The organism is Falsiroseomonas oleicola, from assembly GCF_019029495.1.
Lineage (GTDB): Bacteria > Pseudomonadota > Alphaproteobacteria > Acetobacterales > Acetobacteraceae > Falsiroseomonas > Falsiroseomonas oleicola.
Genome location: NZ_JAERQM010000005.1, coordinates 240,309 through 258,963 on the forward strand (window position 1 = coordinate 240,309; position 18,655 = coordinate 258,963).

Below are 18,655 nucleotides of genomic sequence, written 5' to 3' on the forward strand. Positions count from 1 at the left end.
TGACATGCCGCAGGTCGATACCGCCCGCTTCCTCAAGGACCTGCACGAGCTGCGAAAGATCGGCGCCTACAAGACCGGCGTGCACCGCCCGACCTTCTCGCCGGAGGATATGGAAAGCCGACGCTGGCTGATGGAGCGCATGGCCGAATGCGGGCTGGAGCCGAGCATAGACGGCATCGGCAATGTCATCGGGCGGCATCCCGGGCCGGGGCCGAAGCTGCTGGTCGGCAGCCATATCGAAAGCCAGAACCAGGCCGGCTGGCTGGATGGCGCTCTGGGCGTGATGGCCGGCGTGGCGCTGGCGCGCAGCGGCCTGCCGGTGGATGTCATCGCCTTCGCCGATGAGGAAGGCCATTACGGCGGCTTCATCGGCAGCCGGTCCTTCATCGGCGAGCTGCCGGAGGATGAGATCGACCGCCTGTCCAACCGCTACCACGGCAAGCCGCTGCGCCAGGCGCTGCGCGAGGCCGGGCTGGAAGGCCTGCCGCGCATCCAGCGCGAGCCCGACCGGCACAAGGGCTTTTTCGAACTGCATATCGAGCAGGGCACGCAGTTGGAATCCGCCGGCCAACAGGTCGGCGTGGTGACGGGCATCGTCGCCATCTGGCAGTGGCGCATCACCATCGAGGGCATGCAGGACCATGCCGGCGGCACCACCATGGCCGAGCGCCGCGATGCCGGCCTGACCGCGGTGCGGCTGCTGGCCATGCTGGACGAACGCATGCCCTTCGCCTGCGGCCCGCGCAGCACCTGGACCTGCGGCCGTATCAGCCTCGACCCCGGCGCCGCCTCCATCATCCCCGGCAGCGCCGAGGTGCTGTTCCAGTTCCGCGACGTGGAACAGCCGATGCTCGACCGCATGGAGGCCTGCCTGCGCGCCTGCGTGCAGGAGGCCAATCGCCGCGAGCGCTGCACGGTGACACTGGAGGCGATGAGCCTGTCCAAGCCCGCGCTCTGCGACGACGCCATGCAGGCGGCGCTGGCCGCAGCGGCGGAAGACCTGGCGCCGGGCGCCTGGCGCCATATGCCGAGCGGGGCGGGGCATGACGCGCAATACATGGCAAAGGTGATGCCCGCCGCCATGCTGTTCTCCCCCTCCATCGCCGGCATCAGCCACCATTGGGCGGAGGATACGAAGGACGAGGACCTGGCGAAGTGCGTCGAGGTGCTGGCGGAAGGCGCGGCGCGGTATCTGGGAAACAACCCGCCAGTGGGATGTGGGGGCACTTGAACTCCCTCTCCCCCCGACGGGGGGAGAGGGCCGGGGTGAGGGGGGCTCCTCGGGATAATGCGAGGCCAAGACCCCTCACCCGCCCCTCAGCTCAGCAACGTCTCCGCCAGCCGCAGCAGCGACCCGCCCGGCTGGCGCAGCGCTTCCAGCACCCGGAAATGGTCCGCGCCCGGAATCGGCACCAGCGGCCCCGGCGCATGGGCGGCGCTGCGCAGCGCGTGAAAATCGCGGCTCTGGCGCACCAGCTCCGGCAGTTCCGCGGTGCCATAGGCCACGGCCAGCGGCTTCCGCACCACCGGCCGCCGCATCGGCGACAGTTCGGCGATCTCCGCCTCGGTCAGCTTCAGCGCGGCGTCGAGATAGGTGTCGCGGATCGGCGCCAGTTCGAAGATGCCGGAAATGGCGAGCCCTGCCGTCACCGCCGGATGTTCCAGCGCCAGCGCCGTCAGATGCCCGCCCGCCGACCAGCCGGAGGCGACCAGCGGCCCGGCGATGCCATGCTGCGCGCCGTGTTCGGAAAGCCAGTCCAGCGCCCGGTGGATCTGCCAGGCGATTTGCGTCAGCGAAGCGGCGGGCGCCAGCGTGTAGCCGTTGAAGGCCACCGACCAGCCCATCGCCAGCGCGCCCTCCGCGAGGTGGGAGAAATTCTCCCGCTGGTTGCGCTGCCAATAGCCGCCATGGATGAAGACCAGGCAGGGCGCCGCCGGGTCGCGGCCGGGGAACAGGTCCCAGGCCTCCCGCTCGCCCTCCCCATACAGAAGGTCGAGATGCGCCGGATGCGCGGCGCGGAAGGCGGCCGCCGCCGCGTCCCGCTCCGCCATCAGCGCCGTGCTGTCGGCCACCGCCTCCGCATTGTTGTAGGCGCGGTCGCGTTCCGCCTGGCTGGCGGTGGCCCAGAAGGCCGGAAGCGCGCTCATGGCGTCAGCACGCGGATCGGCTGATCGGCCAGATAGGCCTCAACCGCCTCCACCCCGCCCTCAAAATAGGCGGCGAAATTCTGGCGGGAGACATAGCCGAGATGCGGCGTCAGCACCGTGTTCGGGCAGGCCAGCAGCGGATGGGTCAGCGGCATCGGCTCCTCCTCGAACACATCCAGCCCGGCGCCGCCGATGCGCTTTTCGGTCAGCGCCGCGATCAGCGCGTCCTGGTCGATCAGCGGGCCGCGGCTGGTGTTCACGATGATGGCCGAGGGCTTCATCAGCCCCAGCTCCTTCGCGCCGACGATGCCGCGGGACCGGTCGGACAGGATCATGTGCAGGGTGACGACATCGGCCTGGGCGAACAATTCGTCCTTCTCCACCCGCGTCGCGCCGACCTTCTCCGCGGCCTCGGCGGTCAGGTTCTGGCTCCAGGCGATGACCTTCATGCCGAGCGCCTGGCCCACCTTGGCGACGCGGGAGCCGAGCTTGCCGAGGCCTAGCACGCCCAGCGTCAGCCCCTCCGCCGCCGTGCCGACGCTGTTAGGCTGGCCCTTGGCCTGCCAGGTGCCGGCGCGCAGGCTGGCGGTCTGCGCCGGCAGGTCGCGCAGCAGGGAGATGATGAGGCCCCAGGTGATGTCGACGGTGGGCGCGCCGCTGCTGCCGGTGCCGCAGGTGGTGATGCCCAGCGCATTGGCGGCGGCGACGTCGAAGGCGCGGTTCCGCTCCCCGGTCGTCATCAGCAGCTTGAGGTTGGGCAGGCGCTTCAGCAGCGCGGCGGGGAAGGGGGTGCGTTCGCGGATGCCGAGGATGGCGTCGAAGGGCAGCAGGCGCGCGACCAGCGCACCCTGGTCCTTCACGGAGTCCTGGAACACCTCGATCTGGAGGTCGGCGGGTAGCCGGTCCCAGGGGCCCATCTCCAGGGCGACGCCCTGGAAGTCGTCGAGAATCGCCAGCCGCGTCAGCTTCGCCATGGGTATCTGCCCTTCCGGATCGGTTGCACCCGGAATGCGATCACCTTCCCCCGGCGTCAATGGTGCGAGTCAGTCGGCGATGAGGTCCCAGCGCATGGTGCGCCCGGGGCGGATCGGCAGATGGCCCGGCGCGCAATCGGCGACCTGGCCATCGGCGGCGTGCAGGCGCACCGCGCAGGGCGTGAACAGCGCCGCCAATGGGTCCGGCGCCATCACGTCCAGGTCGTCCGGCTGCGCGCCGGGGAAATCGGTGGCCAGCGCGGCGGCGAGCATCGGATTGGGCCGCGAGACCGTCAGGCCGCGCGCCACCGGGGGCGGCGGTGGCGCATCCAGGCGTGGCGCTTCGCCGGACAGCAGCAGGGCGAATCCGCCCTCCGCATCGGTCCAGGTGACGACCCGTGCCGGTTCGCCCTGCAGCACCGTGGTGCATTCCAACCGGCCCAGCGCGATGCCGCGCCCGGCCCGGTCGCAGAGCCGGCCGATCACCGCCGTCATGCCGACGGGAACCGCGCGGCTCGGGGAGGGGTGGAGACGGATGGTCAGCCTGGGCGGCGCGGTGCGGTCGGGCGAACCCGCGCCCAGGGTCGGTCGCGCCGGGAATCGCGCGGGGATGCTGATGGTGGTCGCGGCTGGCAGGAAGCGACGCTCCGGGTCTGTCACCAGGATGCGGCGCGGCCCGGGCGGCAGGTCCTGGAGGAGATGGAGGCCGGTCACCGCGTCGAAACTCTGCACCGTGCCGCCAACGCCCACCGCGTGGAGCCGCAGCCCGGCGATGGCCGGCAGGGCGCCGGGGCGCCCCTCGGCCTCATAGCGCAGGGCGCGGATGCCAAGGATCGGTTCGCCGGCGACAGGCCGGGGCGGCGGGGCCAGGCGCCAGACGGGCACAAGACCTGCTGCAGTCATGCGGCGATACCCCATTCGGCCGATTCGTGGATCACCCGGGCTCCTCCAGATCGGTGCTTCGGGAACGCTAACAGGATTGCCGCGCGGGCTGCAACTGTCGGTTGTCTATGAGTCCGAAATGGTCAGACCCTCCGCCGCGCGGCGCAATTCGGCCGGCAGGGGGGTCGGCTGCCGCTGTGTGGCGCGGTCCACATAGACATGCACGAAATGCCCCTCGGCGCTTGCCGTCGGTGCCGGGCCGCGGAAAATGCCGATGCCGTAGCGGATGGAGGTGGTGCCGATGCGCTCCACCCGCAGCCCGGCCGTGATGGAATCGGGGAAGGCGATGGGGGCGTGGAACCGGCACTGGGTCTCGACCACCACGCCGATGACGGGGCTGTCGACCAAGTTGATGGCGCCTGAATCGAGCAGGAAGCGGGCCACGACCGTGTCGAAATAGGAGTAATACGTCACATTATTGATGTGACCGTAGATATCATTGTCCATCCAGCGTGTCGGGATGTCCAGAAAGAAGCGGAAGTCGGAACGGTTCGGGCGGGGGGTTTTCATCATTCGGTCTTTGCTTTGGCCAGGTCCGGGATCTGTCACAGCCCTTCGGATCGCGGCGCCGATCAGACAACAGTCGCGCCTTGGGGGGAAGGCGGGCGCGCCTTGGGGGGAAGGCGGGCGCGCCTTGGGGGGAAGGCGGGTTGCCCGGTTTGGGTCGTCGGGCTGGGGCGATCCGCATTCTGCCCGATTCGGCCCTCATGCGGCATGGCAGGGGCAGGGGCCAAGCCTCTGCAAAATGTCACGCCCGCATGAGAAGGCTTCGCTCTCTGCCCGCGGGCCAGTATAGAACGCGATCACGCCCCCTCTGCTCGGGAAACCCCCCCTCGCGATGTCCGCCGCGCCCCTGCCATCCGCCTCGCGCCTCGAACCCTTTCGCCTGCGCGGGGCGAATTTCAACCTGCTGGTGATGCGACTGCTCGACCATCGGGTGGAGGCGCTGGTGCCGGCCCTGGGTGACCAGTTCCGCCGCGCGCCGGGCTTCCTGCGCTTCGCCCCGGTGGTGATTGGGCTGGACGACATTCCCGCGCGACCGGAGGAGGTGGACTTCGCCGCCCTGGTGCAGGGCCTGCGCGCCATCGAGATCGTGCCGATCGGCACTACCGGCGGCACGCCGGAAATGCGCAACGCCGCCCAGGGCGCTGGCCTGCCGCCGCTGCGCCAGGCGGGCGGGCGGGAGGAGGATGTGGCGCTCGCCGCCCCGCAGCCCGCCGCCATGGCCCCCCCGCCGCCGCCCGTGGAGGCCGCGCCGGCGCTGCGCGCCGCCATGGTGATCGACCAGCCGGTGCGCGCTGGCCAGCGTATCTGGGCGCAAGGCACCGACCTCGTCATCGTCGGCACCGTCAATCGCGGCGCGGAAGTGATCGCGGACGGCAATATCCACGTCTATGGGCGGCTGCTCGGCCGTGCCATTGCCGGCGGGCAGGACAATCATGAAGCGCGGGTCTTCGCGCTGCATTTCGACCCCGAACTCGTCTCCATCGCCGGCTATTACGCCGTGCGGGAAGGGCTGGGGGAGGCGCCGATCGGCAAGACCGTGCAGGCGCGGCTGGTCGGCGAGCATATGCGTTTCGATCCGGTGGGCTGAGGCCCACCAGGTGTCCTGCCCGCCAAGCCTCGCTGCGCCAGCAGCGAGCGAGGCGGTTAAGCAGGCCACTGGTTCAGGGTCTGTTTGGAAATAGGTTGGCGGCGCGCCCGGCGGGGCCGCGCCGGGATGCTTTCGGGGGTTCAGCATGGCGGAAATCATCGTCGTCACATCGGGCAAGGGGGGCGTGGGCAAGACCACATCCTCGGCCGCCATCGCCACCGGCCTCGCGCAGCGGGGCAAGAGGACCGTCGTCATCGACTTCGACGTCGGCCTGCGCAACCTCGACCTCATCATGGGGGTGGAGCGCCGGGTGGTGTTCGACATCGTCAATGTCATCAGCGGCGAGGCGCGGCTGAACCAGGCCCTCATCAAGGACAAGCGGGTCGATACCCTGTCGATCCTGCCGGCCAGCCAGACCCGGGACAAGGACGCGCTGACCAAGGAAGGCGTCGGCAAGATCATCGAGGAGCTGTCCAAGGACCACGACTTCATCGTCTGCGACAGCCCCGCCGGCATCGAGAAGGGCGCCCTTCTGGCGCTGTATTTCGCCGACCAGGCGATCGTGGTGACCAACCCGGAGGTCTCCTCCGTCCGCGACAGCGACCGCATCCTGGGCGTGCTGCAGTCCAAGTCGAAGCGCGCCGAGGACAAGCGGGAGCCGGTGCGCGAGCACCTGCTGGTCACCCGCTACGACCCGGTGCGGGTCGAGAAGGGCGAGATGCTGAAGCTGGAGGATATCAGGGAAATCCTGGCCATCCCGCTGCTCGGCGTGATCCCGGAAAGCGAAAGCGTGCTGAAGGCCTCCAACACCGGCAACCCGGTCATCATGGACCAGGAAAGCGCCGCCGGTCAGGCCTATAAGGACGCCGTCGGCCGCTTCCTCGGCGAGAAGATCGAGCACCGCTTCCTCGAGCCGAGCAAGAAGGGCCTGTTCTCACGCCTGTTCGGGGGGAGGGCCGCATGAGCTGGCTCGCAGATCTCTTCAAGGGCCGGAAGCCGGAGCCGCAGACGGCTTCCAACGCCAAGGAACGCCTGCAGATCGTCCTGGCGCATGAGCGCATCGGGCGGACGCGGGAGGATTTCCTGCCGAAACTCCAGATGGAGATCGTGGCCGTGGTCGCGCGCTACGTCGCCATCGATCCGGGCCGGGTGAATGTCTCCCTGGACCGGGGCGGCGACATGTCGACGCTGGCCATCGAGATCGACCTGCCGGGTCCGCCGGCCAATACGGGGCGCCGCGCCGCGGCGGGGTAAATGTTACCGGTCGGTCGCTTTTTGGGCTACCGACCGGGCGGGGGCACGCCCATATGACTGGGCATGACCCCGCTCTCCGTCCTCGACCTCTCCCCCATCCCCGAAGGCAGCGACGCCGGCCAGGCGTTGCGTAATTCGGCCGATCTCGCCCGGCATGCGGAGGCGCTTGGCTACAACCGCTTCTGGATGGCCGAGCACCACAACATGCCCGGCATCGCCAGCGCCGCCACGGCTGTGGCCCTGGCCCATGTCGCCACCCATACCAGCACCATCCGCATCGGTGCCGGCGGCGTCATGCTGCCGAACCATGCGCCGATCATCATCGCGGAGCAGTTCGGCACCCTGGCGGCGCTGCATCCCGGCCGCATCGACCTCGGCCTCGGCCGCGCCCCCGGCACCGACCAGCACGCCGCCCAGGCGATGCGCCGCAGCCTGGTGCGGGAGGATGACTTCCCGCGCGACGTGATGGAGCTGATGGCCTATTTCGAGCCCGCCCAGCCCGGCCAGGCGCTGCGCGCGGTGCCGGGGGAGGGGCTGGCTGTGCAGCCCTGGATCCTCGGTTCCTCCACCTATGGGGCGCAGCTCGCGGCGGTGCTGGGCCTGCCCTATGCCTTCGCCTCGCATTTCGCGCCGGGGCAGATGCGCGACGCGATGGCGATCTACCGCGAACGCTTCCGGCCCTCCGCCCATCTGGCCGCGCCGCATGTGATGCTGGGGGTGAATGTGGTGGCGGCGGCGACGGATGCGGAAGCGCGCTTCCTGTTCACCTCCCTGCAACAGGCCTTCGTGAATCTACGGACCGGTCGCGCCGGCAAGCTGCCCGCGCCGGTGGAAGGGTTTGCCGAGCGGCTGGATCCGCGCGCCCAGACGATGCTGGACAATGCGCTGTCCTGCTCGATCGTCGGCGGGCCGGAGACGGTGCGGCGCGAGCTGGCGGCCTTTCTGGACAGCACCGGCGCGGATGAGCTGATGGTGACGGCGCAGGTGCATGACCATGCGGCGCGGCTGCGATCCTTTGCCATCCTCGCCGATGTGCGGGCCGAAGCGGCGCGCGCCGCCGCCTGATCCTGCATCCTTTCGCCCGCTGCGCCGTTAAGGGCGCGGTGCGGCGCGGAGGGCGCGGCGCCGGGATCGAGGACCCAGCATGCGCCGCGTTGAAATTCCGATGCCGACCGCCTCGTCCCGCCGGCTGTCCGGCGCGTGAACGCCCTGTCGCCAAGGCCCGGCTTGCCGCCCGGTGCGTCCGCCGATCTCCTCACCGGCCTGCGGCGCAGCCTGCCGAAACTGGCGGCGGAGGCGGCGACGGTGGATGTGGACGGCGCATTCCCCGAAGCCGGAATCGGCCTGCTGCGACGCCTCGGCCTGCTCGCCGCACCGCTGTCCCCCGCCCTGGGCGGCGCGGGATGGGGCACGATGCCTGAAGGCGCCGAGGCGCTTTGCCCCGCGCTGCGCCTGATCGGCCGTGCCAGCCTGCCGCTCGGGCGGCTCTATGAGGGGCATGTGAACGCCCTGCGGCTGGTGCTGCGGCATGGCGGCCCGGCCCAGGCCGAGGCCGCCGCGCGGGATGCGCGGCAGGGCCTGCTCTTCGCGGTCTGGAACACCGATGCGGCCGGCGATCCGCCGCTGGGCTTCACCGGAGGCGTGCTGCAGGGCGGCAAGGTGCTGTGTTCCGGCGCCGGCTGGGTGGCGCGCGCCCTGGTGACGTCCCGCGCGACGCCGGAGGCGCCGCCGCAGATGCTGCTGGTGCCGCTGCGCCCCGGTGAGGGCGCGGACCTATCCCCCTGGACGGCGCAGGGCATGCGCGCCTCCGCCACCGGCCGCATGACCTTGACGGGCCTGCCGGCCGCGCCGCTCGGGCAGCCGGGCGACTATCTCCGCCAGCCGGATTTCTCGGCCGGCGCCTGGCGCTTCGCCGCCGTGCAATGCGGCGGGGTGGAGGCGGTGCTGGGCGTGCTGCGGGCGCATCTGGCGAGGTCCGGGCGTGGCGGCGATCCGCATCAGGCGGCGCGATTGGGCCAGGCGGCCATCGCGGCGGAGACGGCGCGGCTCTGGGTGGAATCGGCTGCGGCGAGGGCGGAGGCCGCGACGCCACCGGCCGAGACCGCCGCCTATGTGAACCTGGCCCGCCTGGCGGTGGAGCGCGCGGCGCTGGATGTGCTGGAATTGGCCCAGCGTTCCGTCGGCCTCGCCGCCTTCCTGCGCCCCGATCCGCTGGAGCGGGTGGCCCGCGACCTCGCCACCTATCTGCGCCAGCCAGCGCCCGACCGCGCCTTGGGCGAGGCCGCGGCCACCGTGCTCGGCGCGGCTGCCGAGCCGGGCGACCTGTGGTGTTGAAGGCTGGCGATTGGCTGCACCGCGCGGAGCGCGACCTGCCGCATGGCACCTCCCTGGCACCACTTCTGGGGACGGAGGGCGCGGCGCTGGTCCTGGCGCCGCATCCGGATGATGAGAGCCTCGGCTGTGGCGGGCTGCTGGCGACCTGCGTCGCGGAGAAGCGCCAGACGATGGTGGTGGTGGTCAGCGATGGCGCCGGCTCCCACCCCTTCTCCCGCGAATGGCCGCCGGAGCGGATGGCGGCGCTGCGCCAGGCGGAAGCGCGCACGGCCGTGGTGATGCTGGGCCTCGACCCGGCGCTGCAACTGCATTTCCTGGGACTGCCGGACCGCGCCGTTCCGGAACGGGGCGCGTCCTTCACGGCGGCGCTCGAGCGCCTGGTGCTGCTGGCGCCGAAGCCGCCACTGACCATCTTCACCGCCTGGCGCCACGATCCGCATTGTGACCATGCGGCCACCCATGTGCTGGCGGCGGCGCTGCTGCGGCGCCTCGGGCCTGGCGTGCGGTTGCTGGAGTATCCGGTCTGGGGGCTGGCGCATGCACATGCCATCCCCGGCTTTCCCCTGCCGCCGGCACCCGTGCTGCAAGGCCCGCCGCGGGGATATCGCCTGGATGTCCGCCTTCAGCTTGGCGCCAAGCGCCGGGCGGTCGCGGCGCATCGGTCCCAACTCGGCGAGGTGGTGCGGGACGATCCAGGCGGCTTCGTGCTGCCCCAGGCGGCGCTCGACCTGGCCTTTCGCGATGAAGAACTGTTCCTGGAGCCGCCCGACGCATGAGCCGTGACAGCATCCGGCCCGACTATTTCGAGGCGCTGTATCGTGCGGACCCCGATCCCTGGGGCTTCGCCGACAGCGATTATGAGCGGACGAAATACGCCGAGACCCTCGCTGCTTTGCCACGCGACCGCTATGCGCGCGCCTTCGAGGCCGGCTGCTCCATCGGCGTGTTGACGGAGGCGCTGGCCCCGCGCTGCGATTCGCTGCTGGCGGTGGATGCGGCGGCGAATGCCCTGGCGGATGCCCAGGCCCGCTGCGCCGCGCTGCCGCAGGTCAGGCTGGCCCGTGCCGTGCTGCCGGGGGATTGGCCGCTGGGCGAGAGCTTCGACCTGATGCTGTTCTCCGAGATGCTCTACTACCTCGATGCGCGCGACCTGCGCCGGCTGGCGGCCTGCGCCGAGGCGAGCCTGGCGCCGGGTGGCGACATCCTGCTGGTGCATTGGACAGGCGAGACCGACTATCCCCTGACCGGCGACGCGGCCACCGGTATCTTCTGCACGGCCCTGGCGCCGCGGGTGGTCATCACGCGGCAAGTTCGCACGGATCGCTACCGCCTGGACCTTCTGCGCGCCCATTGAGCAGCGGCCGTCCGCGCCGCAGCGCCGCCAGTATGGCGCGCGCGCGGGCGGCTTCGAGCGGCAGGTCGGCCAGGCGCAGGCTGCGCCGTCGCAGCGGCGCGGCGCCGGCCTGCAACGCCTCCCAGGCCGGCGCGAAACGTGGCTGTGCGGCCAGGGCGGTGAGCGTTGCGACCGGAAGCCGCAGCATCCGGGACAGGCGCTGCGGGTCGTCGGGACGCGGCTGGCCCTGGTGCAGCCGGCGCAGCGCCTTGCGGCAGCGCAGCCGGAACAGCGCCGCCAGGGCGGGCTCCAGCCGTGCATCCACTGGCGCCTCCGGCCGTGCCAGGCGATCGCGCAGCGTATCCGCCATGCCGCCCGCCGCCCGCCCGGCCAGGCGGCAGGAGACGATGACCCGCGCCGCGGGACAGTGCCGCACCCGAAGCCCGGCGCGTTGCAACGCGGCGAACAGGGCCCGGTCCTCCCCCACCGGCACCGCCGGCAGCCCGCCGACGGCGCGATAGGCGGCGAGTCGCAGCGCGATGGAGGCGCCGGAATGCACCGCATGCCGCGGCCAGGGGTCGTGCGGGTCGGCCTCCACCAGGGCGGCCATTTCCTCCAGCAGCGCGGCATAGGCAGTCTCCGCCGCCTCCCGCTGCCGCAGCGATTCGGGCAGCTGGGCAGCCTCGGCCGGGTCGGGGGCATAGGTGCCGGCCACGGCATCGGCGCCGGAGGCGAAGGCGGCGAGGTTGGCGGCGATCCAGCCCGGCTCGGCGCGGCCATCGGCATCCGTGCTGAACAGCAGCGCCTCCGCCGGCGGGTCGAGCAGCGCGGCGGCGGCCTCCATCGCCGCGCGGCGGGCGCCGCCGGCATGGGCGGAGGCGGGGGGCAGGCGGGCCTCCACCACCTCCAGCCGGAAGGGCAGGTCGGGGGCGAGGCGACGGGCGAGGGCTGCGGTGTCGTCGGTGCAGTTGTTGGCCAGGACCAGCACCGTCACCGCTTGCGGATCCACCCCCTGCTGGGCGGCCAGCGCGGCGAGGCAGGCGGGCAGTCGCGCCGCCTCGTCACGCGCCGGGATGGCGATTGCGAGGCGCGGCGTGGGGGCGAAGGTCTGCGGCATGGGGGCGCCGCATCAACGCCCCTTATGCCCGCACGTTCCCAGCGTCTCAGGCCGCTTCCACACCCTTGATGAAATCCGCGCCGCGCTCCGCGATCATCAGCGTGGTCGCATAGGTATTGGCGGAGGTCATGCTGGGCATGATGGAGGCGTCGATCACGCGCAGCCCCTGCATGCCATGCACGCGCAGCCGGTCGTCCACCACGGCGCTCGGATCGGTTTCAGGCCCCATCCGCGCCGTGCCGATCAGGTGGTAGGTGGTGCTGCCGTTCTTCTTGGCGAAGTCCAGCAGCTCGTCGTCGCTTTGCACCTTCGGGCCGGGCAGCGTCTCGGCTTCCAGGTACTGCGCCAGTTCCGGCGTGCCGAGCATGCGGCGCAGCAGCCGCATGCCGCCGAGATGCACGCGGATGTCCATGGGGTCGGAGAGGTAGTTCGGATTGATCTCCGGATCCTCGAAGACATTGGCGCTGCGCGCGCGCACCCAGCCGGTGCTTTCCGGGCGGTGCTGCCAGGCGCCGGCGGTGACGCCGGGATAGTCGTCCAGCACATAGACCTTGCCCTCGGCATAGCTGCCGGGGGTGAAGACGCATTGCAGGTCGGGCTGGTCGAGACCCTCGAAGCTCTTCCAGAAGACATGCACATGCGATGGCGTGGTGGCCAGGATGCTCGGCCGCCCGGTGGCCCAGCGTGCGATCTGCCCGCCGAGGCTGACGCCGCGCGCCAACTGGTTCAGGGTCTGCACGCCGGGCTTCGCGCGCATCACGAATCGGCTGGCATAGTGGTCGCGGAAATTGGCGCCGACGCCGCGCAACTCATGCACCACCGGCACGCCGAGCGAGGCCAGCAGCGCCGCCGGCCCGACGCCCGAGACCTGCAGCAGCCGCGCCGTGTTCACCGTGCCGGCGGAGAGGATCACCTCCTTCCGCGCCATCACGCGACGCGGCGGCGCGCCGGGGCCGGCGAGGTATTCGATGCCGATGGCGCGCTTGCCCTCGAACAGGATGCGGCTGGCGCGGGCATTGGTGCGGACGCTGAGATTGGGCCGCGCCATCGCGGGCTTCAGGAACGCAACGGCGGCGGAGATGCGGCGACCCTTGTGGATGGTGCGCTGGTAGTAGCCGACGCCGGCCTGGTCGCCGCTGTTGTAGTCGCGCGTGCGCGGAATCCCGATGCCCTCGCAGCCCTGGATGAAGGCCTCCGAGACCTGGTTGATCCAGTCCATGTCGGTGACGGGGATCGCGCCATCGGTGCGGCCGCGCGAATCGTCCGACAGGCCGATGCGATTCTCGCCGCGGCGGTAATAGGGCAGGCAATCGGCATAGCCCCAGCCGCGATTGCCGCGCTGCGCCCAACTGTCGAGGTCGGTCGGCTGGCCGCGATTGTAGATCATGCCATTGACGGAGGAGGACCCGCCCAGCGTGCGCCCCTGCGTCGTGCTGATCCGCCGCCCGCCGGTCATCGGGATGGCCTCGGTCTTGAACTGCCAGGTCACCGCCGGGTTGGCGAGGGTCTTGATGAAGCCGGCGGGGATGTGGATGAAGGGGTTGCGGTCCGGCGGCCCGGCCTCCAGCACGCAGACCGTGGCGCCGGGATCGGCGCTCAGCCGGTTGGCGAGGACGGAACCGGCCGCGCCGGAGCCGACGATGACGTAGTCGAAGCTGTCGCCATCCGGCTTGGCCATGGTCGGTCTCCTCAGCCGCGCAGCAGAACCACGGCCTCGATCTCCACCGCGATGCCGCGCGGCAGGCTGCCCATGCCGACGGCGGAACGCGCCGGGCGCCCGGCCTCCCCGAACACATCGACCAACAGGTCGGTGCAGCCATTGATGACTTCCGGCTGGTGGCCGAAATCCGGCGTGCCGCGCACCATGCCGAGCACTTTCAGGATGGTGTCCACCCGGTCCAGCGAGCCCAGTGCGTCGCGCATATTGGCCAGCAGGTTGAGGCCGCAGAGCCGCGCTGCGGCATAGCCCTGCGCCACATCCAGGTCATCGCCGACCACACCCACCACGGAGCTGCCATCCGCCTGCCGCGGCCCGACACCGGACAGGAACAGCAGCCCGCCGCCGATTCGCCAGGGCACGTAGTTGCCCATGGGCTTGGGCGAGGCGGGCAGCACGAGACCCAGCTCGGTCAGGCGGCTTTCGGCGGACATGGGTGTCTCCCTTTGGGTCCACGCATCCTGCCGGGCCACGCGCCGCTGATCCATCCCCCCCCGCATCTGGTCTGAAACCGCCCCGGTTAGCCATGCCTCAACCTCTGACGGGTAGGCTTCCTCCCGTGGCAGGAGGCCCGGACACAGCTTGGCGGCGCGTGGCAAGGCCGCGCGCGCGGCGCTTCCGATGGAGTGGGCATGAGGATCGCGATCTGCGTGAAGAAGGACATCCATGGCCTTCTGGCCGCGAGGATCCTGGCCGATCGGCTCAGCTTCGCGGAGCTGCGCTTCTTCTGCAGCGTCAAGACGCGTGAGGCGGAGCTGGATGTGCCGGCGCTGCGGCTGATGAAGCTGCTGGAACGCGATGTCGCCATCGACACGCTGGCTGCGCTGGAATCGAGCATGCCTGGCCTGCCGCATCCGGAGACCTGGACGCCGCTGATGGACATGAAGGCGGAAGGTGGCGCGGCGACGCTGCTCGCCTTCCGGCCCGATGTCGTCGTCTCCGCCCGCTTCAGCCTGATCTTCCCGCAGCGAGTCATCGACGCGGTGCCGCGCGGCATCGTCAATGTCCATCCCGGCGCGCTGCCCGGCTATCGCGGCCTTTTCGCGCCCTTCTGGCAGGTGGCGAAGGGGGAACGCGAGCTGGGCTGCACGGTGCACATGGTCGATCGCGGCATCGATACCGGGCCGATCCTCGGCGTCGCGCGCGTGCCCTTCCAATCCTCCCGTTCCCTGATGTGGCACACTTCGCGTCTCTATTCGGGCGGTGTGGAGATCGCGGCGCGCGCGGTCGCCACGCTGGCGCGCGGCGGCACCCCGCCGGGCACGCCGCAGCCGGCGGGCGGCGCCTATTTCCGCTTCCCCTCCGCCGCCGATTTCGCCGCGCTGCCGCTGCCCATCGTCAGCGCCCGCGACTATGCGGAAGTGCTGGGCCAGGCCTTTGCCGAACCCGCCATCGCGCATGCGGATCGGCAGGCGGCATGAGCGGCGGTCTTTCCTTCGCCACGCGTCTCAGCGGCGTCCTGGCGGTGATGCTGCTGCTGGGCTGCGGCCTGGCGGCGGGGCTGAACTACCTGAAGTTCGAACGCATGCTGCTGGAACAGCAGGCCCGCGTGCTGGAGATCCTGGCCGGTGAGCTGGGCAGCACGGTGGAGAACAGCCTGGCACTCGGCGTGCGCCTGGCCGGCGTGCCCGGCGCGCAGGCGTTGCTGGAACGCAGCCGTGCGGCGGAGCCGCTGATCGGCGGGCTGACCATCGCCGATGCCGATGGCGTGGTGCTGTTCGACACCGACCGCCAGAACCTCGGCACCAGCCTGCCACAGCAACGCTTCGAGGCGCTGGCGCGGCAGGAGGCCTGGCGCTTCCGCATCGGCGCCGATTACGGCATCGGTGCCCCCATCGTGAACGGCTTCGGCCAGCCGGAAGGCGCGGTGCTGCTGCGCTACGACCGGAGTGCGGTGGACGAACGCCTGGCGGCGGCGCTGCTCGCCATGGTGCAGGCGACGCTGCTGGCGCTCGCCATCGCGGTGCCGCTCGGCGCGCTGGCGCTGCACCTCGTCACCCGCCGCACCCGTCGCTGGTTCGCGGCGGTGGAGGAAGCGATGCAGCCCGGCGCACCGCCCGCGCCGCTGGCCGCCGGCCTGCAGGCCGCGATCGGCGAGGCCGATGGCGTGCTGCGCGATGCCGAGGGCCGGCTGGAGGAGATCGCCGCCGAGGTGCCCGAAGAGCTGCCCGAAGGCCCACAGACGGAAACCCTGGAAAGGGCCATGACATGACCCCGGATCAAAGCCCGGATCAAAGCCCGGATCGCAGCCTGGTCGGCCGTGTCGTCGCGGTGGCCGTGCTGCTGCTGACGCTCGCCGTCGGCTTCGTCTCCCACAGCGCGCTGCGCAGCTTCGAGCAGGAGCTGCGGCCGGAGCTGGAGCGGGAGGCAACGGTCGTCGGCAGCATCGGCGTGCAGACCCTGCAACGCGCGCTGGATCTCGGCGTGCCCTTCCACGGGCTGTCGGGGCTGGATGACTACCTGGCCAGCCTGCTCGGCGCGCGTGAAGGCCTCGCCTATGTGGTGCTGAGCGATGCCGCCGGCCGGGGCGTGGCGACGGCCGGCCAGGTGCCGGCGGCATTCGCGGGCATCGATGCCGGCAGCGCGGCGCCGGATCGTGGCGCGGTGATGCGCCTTCAGGGCAACAGCTACGACGCCGCGCAGCCCCTGCGGGAAGCGGGGCGCGTGGTCGGCTGGCTGCATGTCGGCATCGCCCGCGCCCGTGTGGACAGCGCGCTGGATGACATGCGCTGGGACGTGCTGATCGTGCTGCTGGTGGTGTTGCTGGCCACCGCCGAATTCCTGCGCTTCATCCTCGCCCGCACCGTCTCCGCCCCCATCGGCATGGTGCTGCGCCTGCAGGGCCGGCTGGCGCAGGGCGACTGGACGCTGCGCGCGCCGGGTGGCATGGGCGCGGAGGCCGGGCGCGTGGCGCGGCACCTGAACGTGCTGGTGCGCCGCATGAACGATCGCTGGGACCGGCTGTGCTGGCTGGCGACGCAATCCGGCGCGGCGCGGCGGGCGAACGGGGTGCTGGACGATGTGCGCCAGCGCCTGCGCTTCGGCGTGGCCTCGGTGCAGGAAGGGCTGGGTGCGGGGGCTTCCTCCGCCCGGCTGCCGCTGTTCCTCTTCGTCTTCGCCGAACAGCTCTCCACCTCCTTCAACCCGATCTATGCGCTGGAACTGGCGGGTGGGCAGGGTGGCGTGATGGGGGCGGCGCTGCCCATCGTCACCTTCGTCGCCGCCGTCGCGCTGTTCACGCCCTGGGGTGCCGGGGTGGTGGCGCGGCACGGGCCGCGGGATGCGCTGCTGATCGGCCTGGTGCCGGCGGCGCTCGGCCATGTCGGCGCGGCGCTGGCCACGGACCTGACCACCTTCGCCATCGCGCGCGCCATCTGCGGCGCGGGCTATGCCATCGTCACCATCGCCTGCCAGGTGCATCTGGCGCAGGAGGCCCCGCGCGGCCGCGTGGCGCGCAGCCTCGGCGGCTTCACCGCGGCGGTGATGACCGGCGCGGTCTGCGGCACGGCGATCGGTGCGGTGCTGGCGGACCGGGTCGGATTCCGCTTCACCTTTGCCTTCGCCATGCTGCTGGTGGCCGGCACCGGCCTGCTGGTCTGGCGTGCCTTCGCGGCCGGCGGCAGCAGCGAGCGCAAGGAGATGGGCCTGTGGCGCAGCGCCCGCGCCGCCTTCGCGGAGCCGCGCTTCGCCCTGCTGGTGATCTTCGCCGCCATTCCGGCGAAGGTGCTGCTCGGCGGCTTCATCTTCTTCCTGGCGCCGCTGGAATTGCGGGAGCTGGGGCTGAGCCAGGCGGCGATCGGCCGCAATGTGATGCTCTATGGGCTTTGCATGCTGCCGGCGATCCTGGTGGGCGCCTGGCTGGCGGATCGCAGCGGGCGCGGCGGCCTCATCATCGCCGGCGCCGGCGTGCTGAATGGCGTGGCGCTGCTGCTGCCGCTGTGGATCGACCGTGAAACCGCGCTGCCGCTGGCCATCATCGGCACCGGCATCGCCCAGGGCCTGGCGGCGGCGCCGATGCTGGCGATCATCCCGGGCCTCAGCCTTCTGCGCAACGCGCCGAGCTCCGCCGCCATGCTGAGCTTCCTGCGGCTGGCGGAGCGCTTCGGCAGCGTCGTCGGCCCGCCGGCGGCTGCCGCGCTGTTTGCCCTCGGCGGCGGGCAGCACACCATGCTGGTGCTCGGTGCGCTCTCGCTCGCCACGGCGCTTGGTTATGGGCTGGCATTGGCCTTCGGACGCATTCGCCAGGGAGCAGCGGCATGAGCATCGCGAGGCGTTCTTTGCTGGCCACACCAGCCCTGCTGTCGATCCGTCCCGCCAGTGCCCAGGCGCGGCCCTTCCGGATCATGATGCTGCTGTTCCGCGGCTGGGAGGAGGCCTGCGACGGCTTCCGCGACCACTTCGCCGCGCGCCGCATCCCGGTGGAGCTGATGGTGCGCGACATCGGCCAGGACCTGCGCCGCGTGCCGGCGCTGGTGGAGGAGGTGCGGCAGATGAAGCCGGACCTCGTCTATGTCTGGGGCACCTCGCTCGCCATGGCCGCGCTCGGGCCGTGGGATGCGGTGGACCCGGCGCGGCACATCACCGGCGTCCCGGTGGTGTTCAACATCGTCACCGATCCCGTCGGCAACCGCATCGTGCAGTCGCGGGAGGCGCCGGGGCGACCCGTCACCGGCACCGAATACATCGCGCCGGTGGAGGTGCAGATGCGCGCCATGGCGCGCTACCGCCCCTTCACCCGCGTCGCCACCACCTTCAATCCGAATGAGCGCAATTCGCTGTCCGTCGTGGCCCAGATGAAGACGATGCTCGGCGCGGGCGTCATCGAACTGCCGGTGGCGCTGAACGAGGCGCGGCGGCCCGACCCGGCCTCCATCCCCGGCATCGTGGAACAGGCGCGGCGAGCCGGCGCGGAATGGCTCTACATCCCGCCCGACACCTTCCTGAACGACCATCGCGTGATCCTGACGCAATCCGCGCTGGATGTCGGCCTGCCCTGCTTCTCCGCCAGCGAGCGCTTCGTGCAATTCGCCGAGGGCCTCGCCGGTCTGGTCAGCCGCTACTACAGCGTCGGCGCCTTCACCGGCTTCAAGGCCGAGCAGATCCTGCGCGGCGGCCGCGCGCCGGAGAGCATTCCGGTGGAGACGCTGACGCGGCTGTCCTTCCTGATCCGGATGGAAAGCGCGCGGCGCCTGCAATTCTTCCCGCCCGTCGGGCTGCTGCGTGTGGCGGAGGTGGTGTGATC

Annotated in this window: 19 protein-coding genes; 12 read left to right on the plus strand and 7 right to left on the minus strand. The window is 71.2% G+C overall.

Features of this window, described 5'->3' with window-relative positions:
- Window positions 1-4: 4 nt before the first annotated feature.
- A complete protein-coding gene (locus JJQ90_RS17800) occupies window positions 5-1,231 on the plus strand; it encodes a Zn-dependent hydrolase (protein ID WP_216877591.1) in 1,227 nt (408 codons plus the stop codon).
- An 86-nt stretch (window positions 1,232-1,317) separates the two neighbouring features.
- Here JJQ90_RS17800 and JJQ90_RS17805 read toward each other — a convergent pair whose 3' ends face one another.
- From JJQ90_RS17805 to JJQ90_RS17820, 4 genes are all read right to left on the minus strand, one after another.
- The gene (locus JJQ90_RS17805) at window positions 1,318-2,148 is read right to left on the minus strand and encodes an alpha/beta hydrolase (RefSeq protein WP_216877592.1); all 831 of its coding nucleotides are present in this window, start codon (window positions 2,146-2,148) and stop codon (window positions 1,318-1,320) included.
- Complete coding sequence (locus JJQ90_RS17810) at window positions 2,145-3,122, minus strand: D-2-hydroxyacid dehydrogenase family protein (protein WP_230410775.1); 978 nt, start codon at window positions 3,120-3,122, stop codon at window positions 2,145-2,147. The genes JJQ90_RS17805 and JJQ90_RS17810 overlap by 4 nt, the downstream gene beginning before the upstream one ends.
- Window positions 3,123-3,191: 69 nt before the next feature.
- A complete protein-coding gene (locus JJQ90_RS17815; RefSeq protein ID WP_216877593.1) occupies window positions 3,192-4,025 on the minus strand; it encodes a hypothetical protein in 834 nt (277 codons plus the stop codon).
- 105 nt (window positions 4,026-4,130) lie between these two features.
- Complete coding sequence (locus JJQ90_RS17820; protein ID WP_216877594.1) at window positions 4,131-4,577, minus strand: acyl-CoA thioesterase; 447 nt, start codon at window positions 4,575-4,577, stop codon at window positions 4,131-4,133.
- 325 nt (window positions 4,578-4,902) lie between these two features.
- Between JJQ90_RS17820 and minC the strand changes: the two genes are divergently transcribed.
- The 7 genes from minC to JJQ90_RS17855 all read left to right on the plus strand — a co-directional run bounded on the left by minC (window position 4,903) and on the right by JJQ90_RS17855 (window position 10,600).
- Window positions 4,903-5,658 carry a septum site-determining protein MinC gene (minC, locus tag JJQ90_RS17825; RefSeq protein ID WP_216877595.1) on the plus strand — a complete coding sequence of 252 codons (756 nt, stop codon included), beginning with the start codon at window positions 4,903-4,905 and terminating at the stop codon, window positions 5,656-5,658.
- A 145-nt stretch (window positions 5,659-5,803) separates the two neighbouring features.
- Window positions 5,804-6,622, plus strand: a complete 819-nt coding sequence (minD, locus tag JJQ90_RS17830; RefSeq protein WP_216877596.1) for a septum site-determining protein MinD — start codon at window positions 5,804-5,806, stop codon at window positions 6,620-6,622.
- Window positions 6,619-6,912 carry a cell division topological specificity factor MinE gene (gene minE / locus JJQ90_RS17835; RefSeq protein ID WP_216877597.1) on the plus strand — a complete coding sequence of 98 codons (294 nt, stop codon included), beginning with the start codon at window positions 6,619-6,621 and terminating at the stop codon, window positions 6,910-6,912. Before minD ends, minE begins: the two co-directional genes overlap by 4 nt.
- Before the next feature lie 63 nt (window positions 6,913-6,975).
- Window positions 6,976-7,977 carry an LLM class flavin-dependent oxidoreductase gene (locus tag JJQ90_RS17840; RefSeq protein WP_216877598.1) on the plus strand — a complete coding sequence of 334 codons (1,002 nt, stop codon included), beginning with the start codon at window positions 6,976-6,978 and terminating at the stop codon, window positions 7,975-7,977.
- 162 nt (window positions 7,978-8,139) lie between these two features.
- On the plus strand, window positions 8,140-9,246 hold the full coding sequence (locus JJQ90_RS17845) for an acyl-CoA dehydrogenase family protein (protein WP_230410776.1): 1,107 nt from the start codon (window positions 8,140-8,142) through the stop codon (window positions 9,244-9,246).
- Window positions 9,240-10,022, plus strand: a complete 783-nt coding sequence (locus JJQ90_RS17850; RefSeq protein WP_329959469.1) for a PIG-L deacetylase family protein — start codon at window positions 9,240-9,242, stop codon at window positions 10,020-10,022. The genes JJQ90_RS17845 and JJQ90_RS17850 overlap by 7 nt, the downstream gene beginning before the upstream one ends.
- The gene (locus JJQ90_RS17855; RefSeq protein WP_216877599.1) at window positions 10,019-10,600 is read left to right on the plus strand and encodes an SAM-dependent methyltransferase; all 582 of its coding nucleotides are present in this window, start codon (window positions 10,019-10,021) and stop codon (window positions 10,598-10,600) included. The genes JJQ90_RS17850 and JJQ90_RS17855 overlap by 4 nt, the downstream gene beginning before the upstream one ends.
- Here the strand turns inward: JJQ90_RS17855 and JJQ90_RS17860 are convergent.
- The 3 genes from JJQ90_RS17860 to JJQ90_RS17870 are packed head-to-tail and all read right to left on the minus strand — an operon-like array spanning window position 10,545 to window position 13,847.
- Complete coding sequence (locus JJQ90_RS17860) at window positions 10,545-11,696, minus strand: glycosyltransferase (protein WP_216877600.1); 1,152 nt, start codon at window positions 11,694-11,696, stop codon at window positions 10,545-10,547. The two genes, JJQ90_RS17855 and JJQ90_RS17860, sit on opposite strands and share 56 nt — an antisense overlap.
- 46 nt (window positions 11,697-11,742) lie before the next feature.
- Window positions 11,743-13,374, minus strand: a complete 1,632-nt coding sequence (locus JJQ90_RS17865) for a GMC family oxidoreductase (protein ID WP_216877601.1) — start codon at window positions 13,372-13,374, stop codon at window positions 11,743-11,745.
- Between the two features lie 11 nt (window positions 13,375-13,385).
- Window positions 13,386-13,847, minus strand: coding sequence for a RidA family protein (locus JJQ90_RS17870; protein WP_216877602.1), 462 nt, complete (start codon window positions 13,845-13,847; stop codon window positions 13,386-13,388).
- A gap of 198 nt (window positions 13,848-14,045) precedes the next feature.
- Between JJQ90_RS17870 and JJQ90_RS17875 the strand changes: the two genes are divergently transcribed.
- The 4 genes from JJQ90_RS17875 to JJQ90_RS17890 are packed head-to-tail and all read left to right on the plus strand — an operon-like array spanning window position 14,046 to window position 18,653.
- On the plus strand, window positions 14,046-14,834 hold the full coding sequence (locus JJQ90_RS17875; RefSeq protein ID WP_216877603.1) for a formyltransferase family protein: 789 nt from the start codon (window positions 14,046-14,048) through the stop codon (window positions 14,832-14,834).
- A complete protein-coding gene (locus tag JJQ90_RS17880; RefSeq protein ID WP_216877604.1) occupies window positions 14,831-15,625 on the plus strand; it encodes a hypothetical protein in 795 nt (264 codons plus the stop codon). The genes JJQ90_RS17875 and JJQ90_RS17880 overlap by 4 nt, the downstream gene beginning before the upstream one ends.
- Complete coding sequence (locus tag JJQ90_RS17885) at window positions 15,622-17,673, plus strand: MFS transporter (RefSeq protein ID WP_216877605.1); 2,052 nt, start codon at window positions 15,622-15,624, stop codon at window positions 17,671-17,673. Before JJQ90_RS17880 ends, JJQ90_RS17885 begins: the two co-directional genes overlap by 4 nt.
- Window positions 17,670-18,653 carry an ABC transporter substrate-binding protein gene (locus JJQ90_RS17890; protein WP_216877606.1) on the plus strand — a complete coding sequence of 328 codons (984 nt, stop codon included), beginning with the start codon at window positions 17,670-17,672 and terminating at the stop codon, window positions 18,651-18,653. Before JJQ90_RS17885 ends, JJQ90_RS17890 begins: the two co-directional genes overlap by 4 nt.
- Window positions 18,654-18,655: the final 2 nt, after the last annotated feature.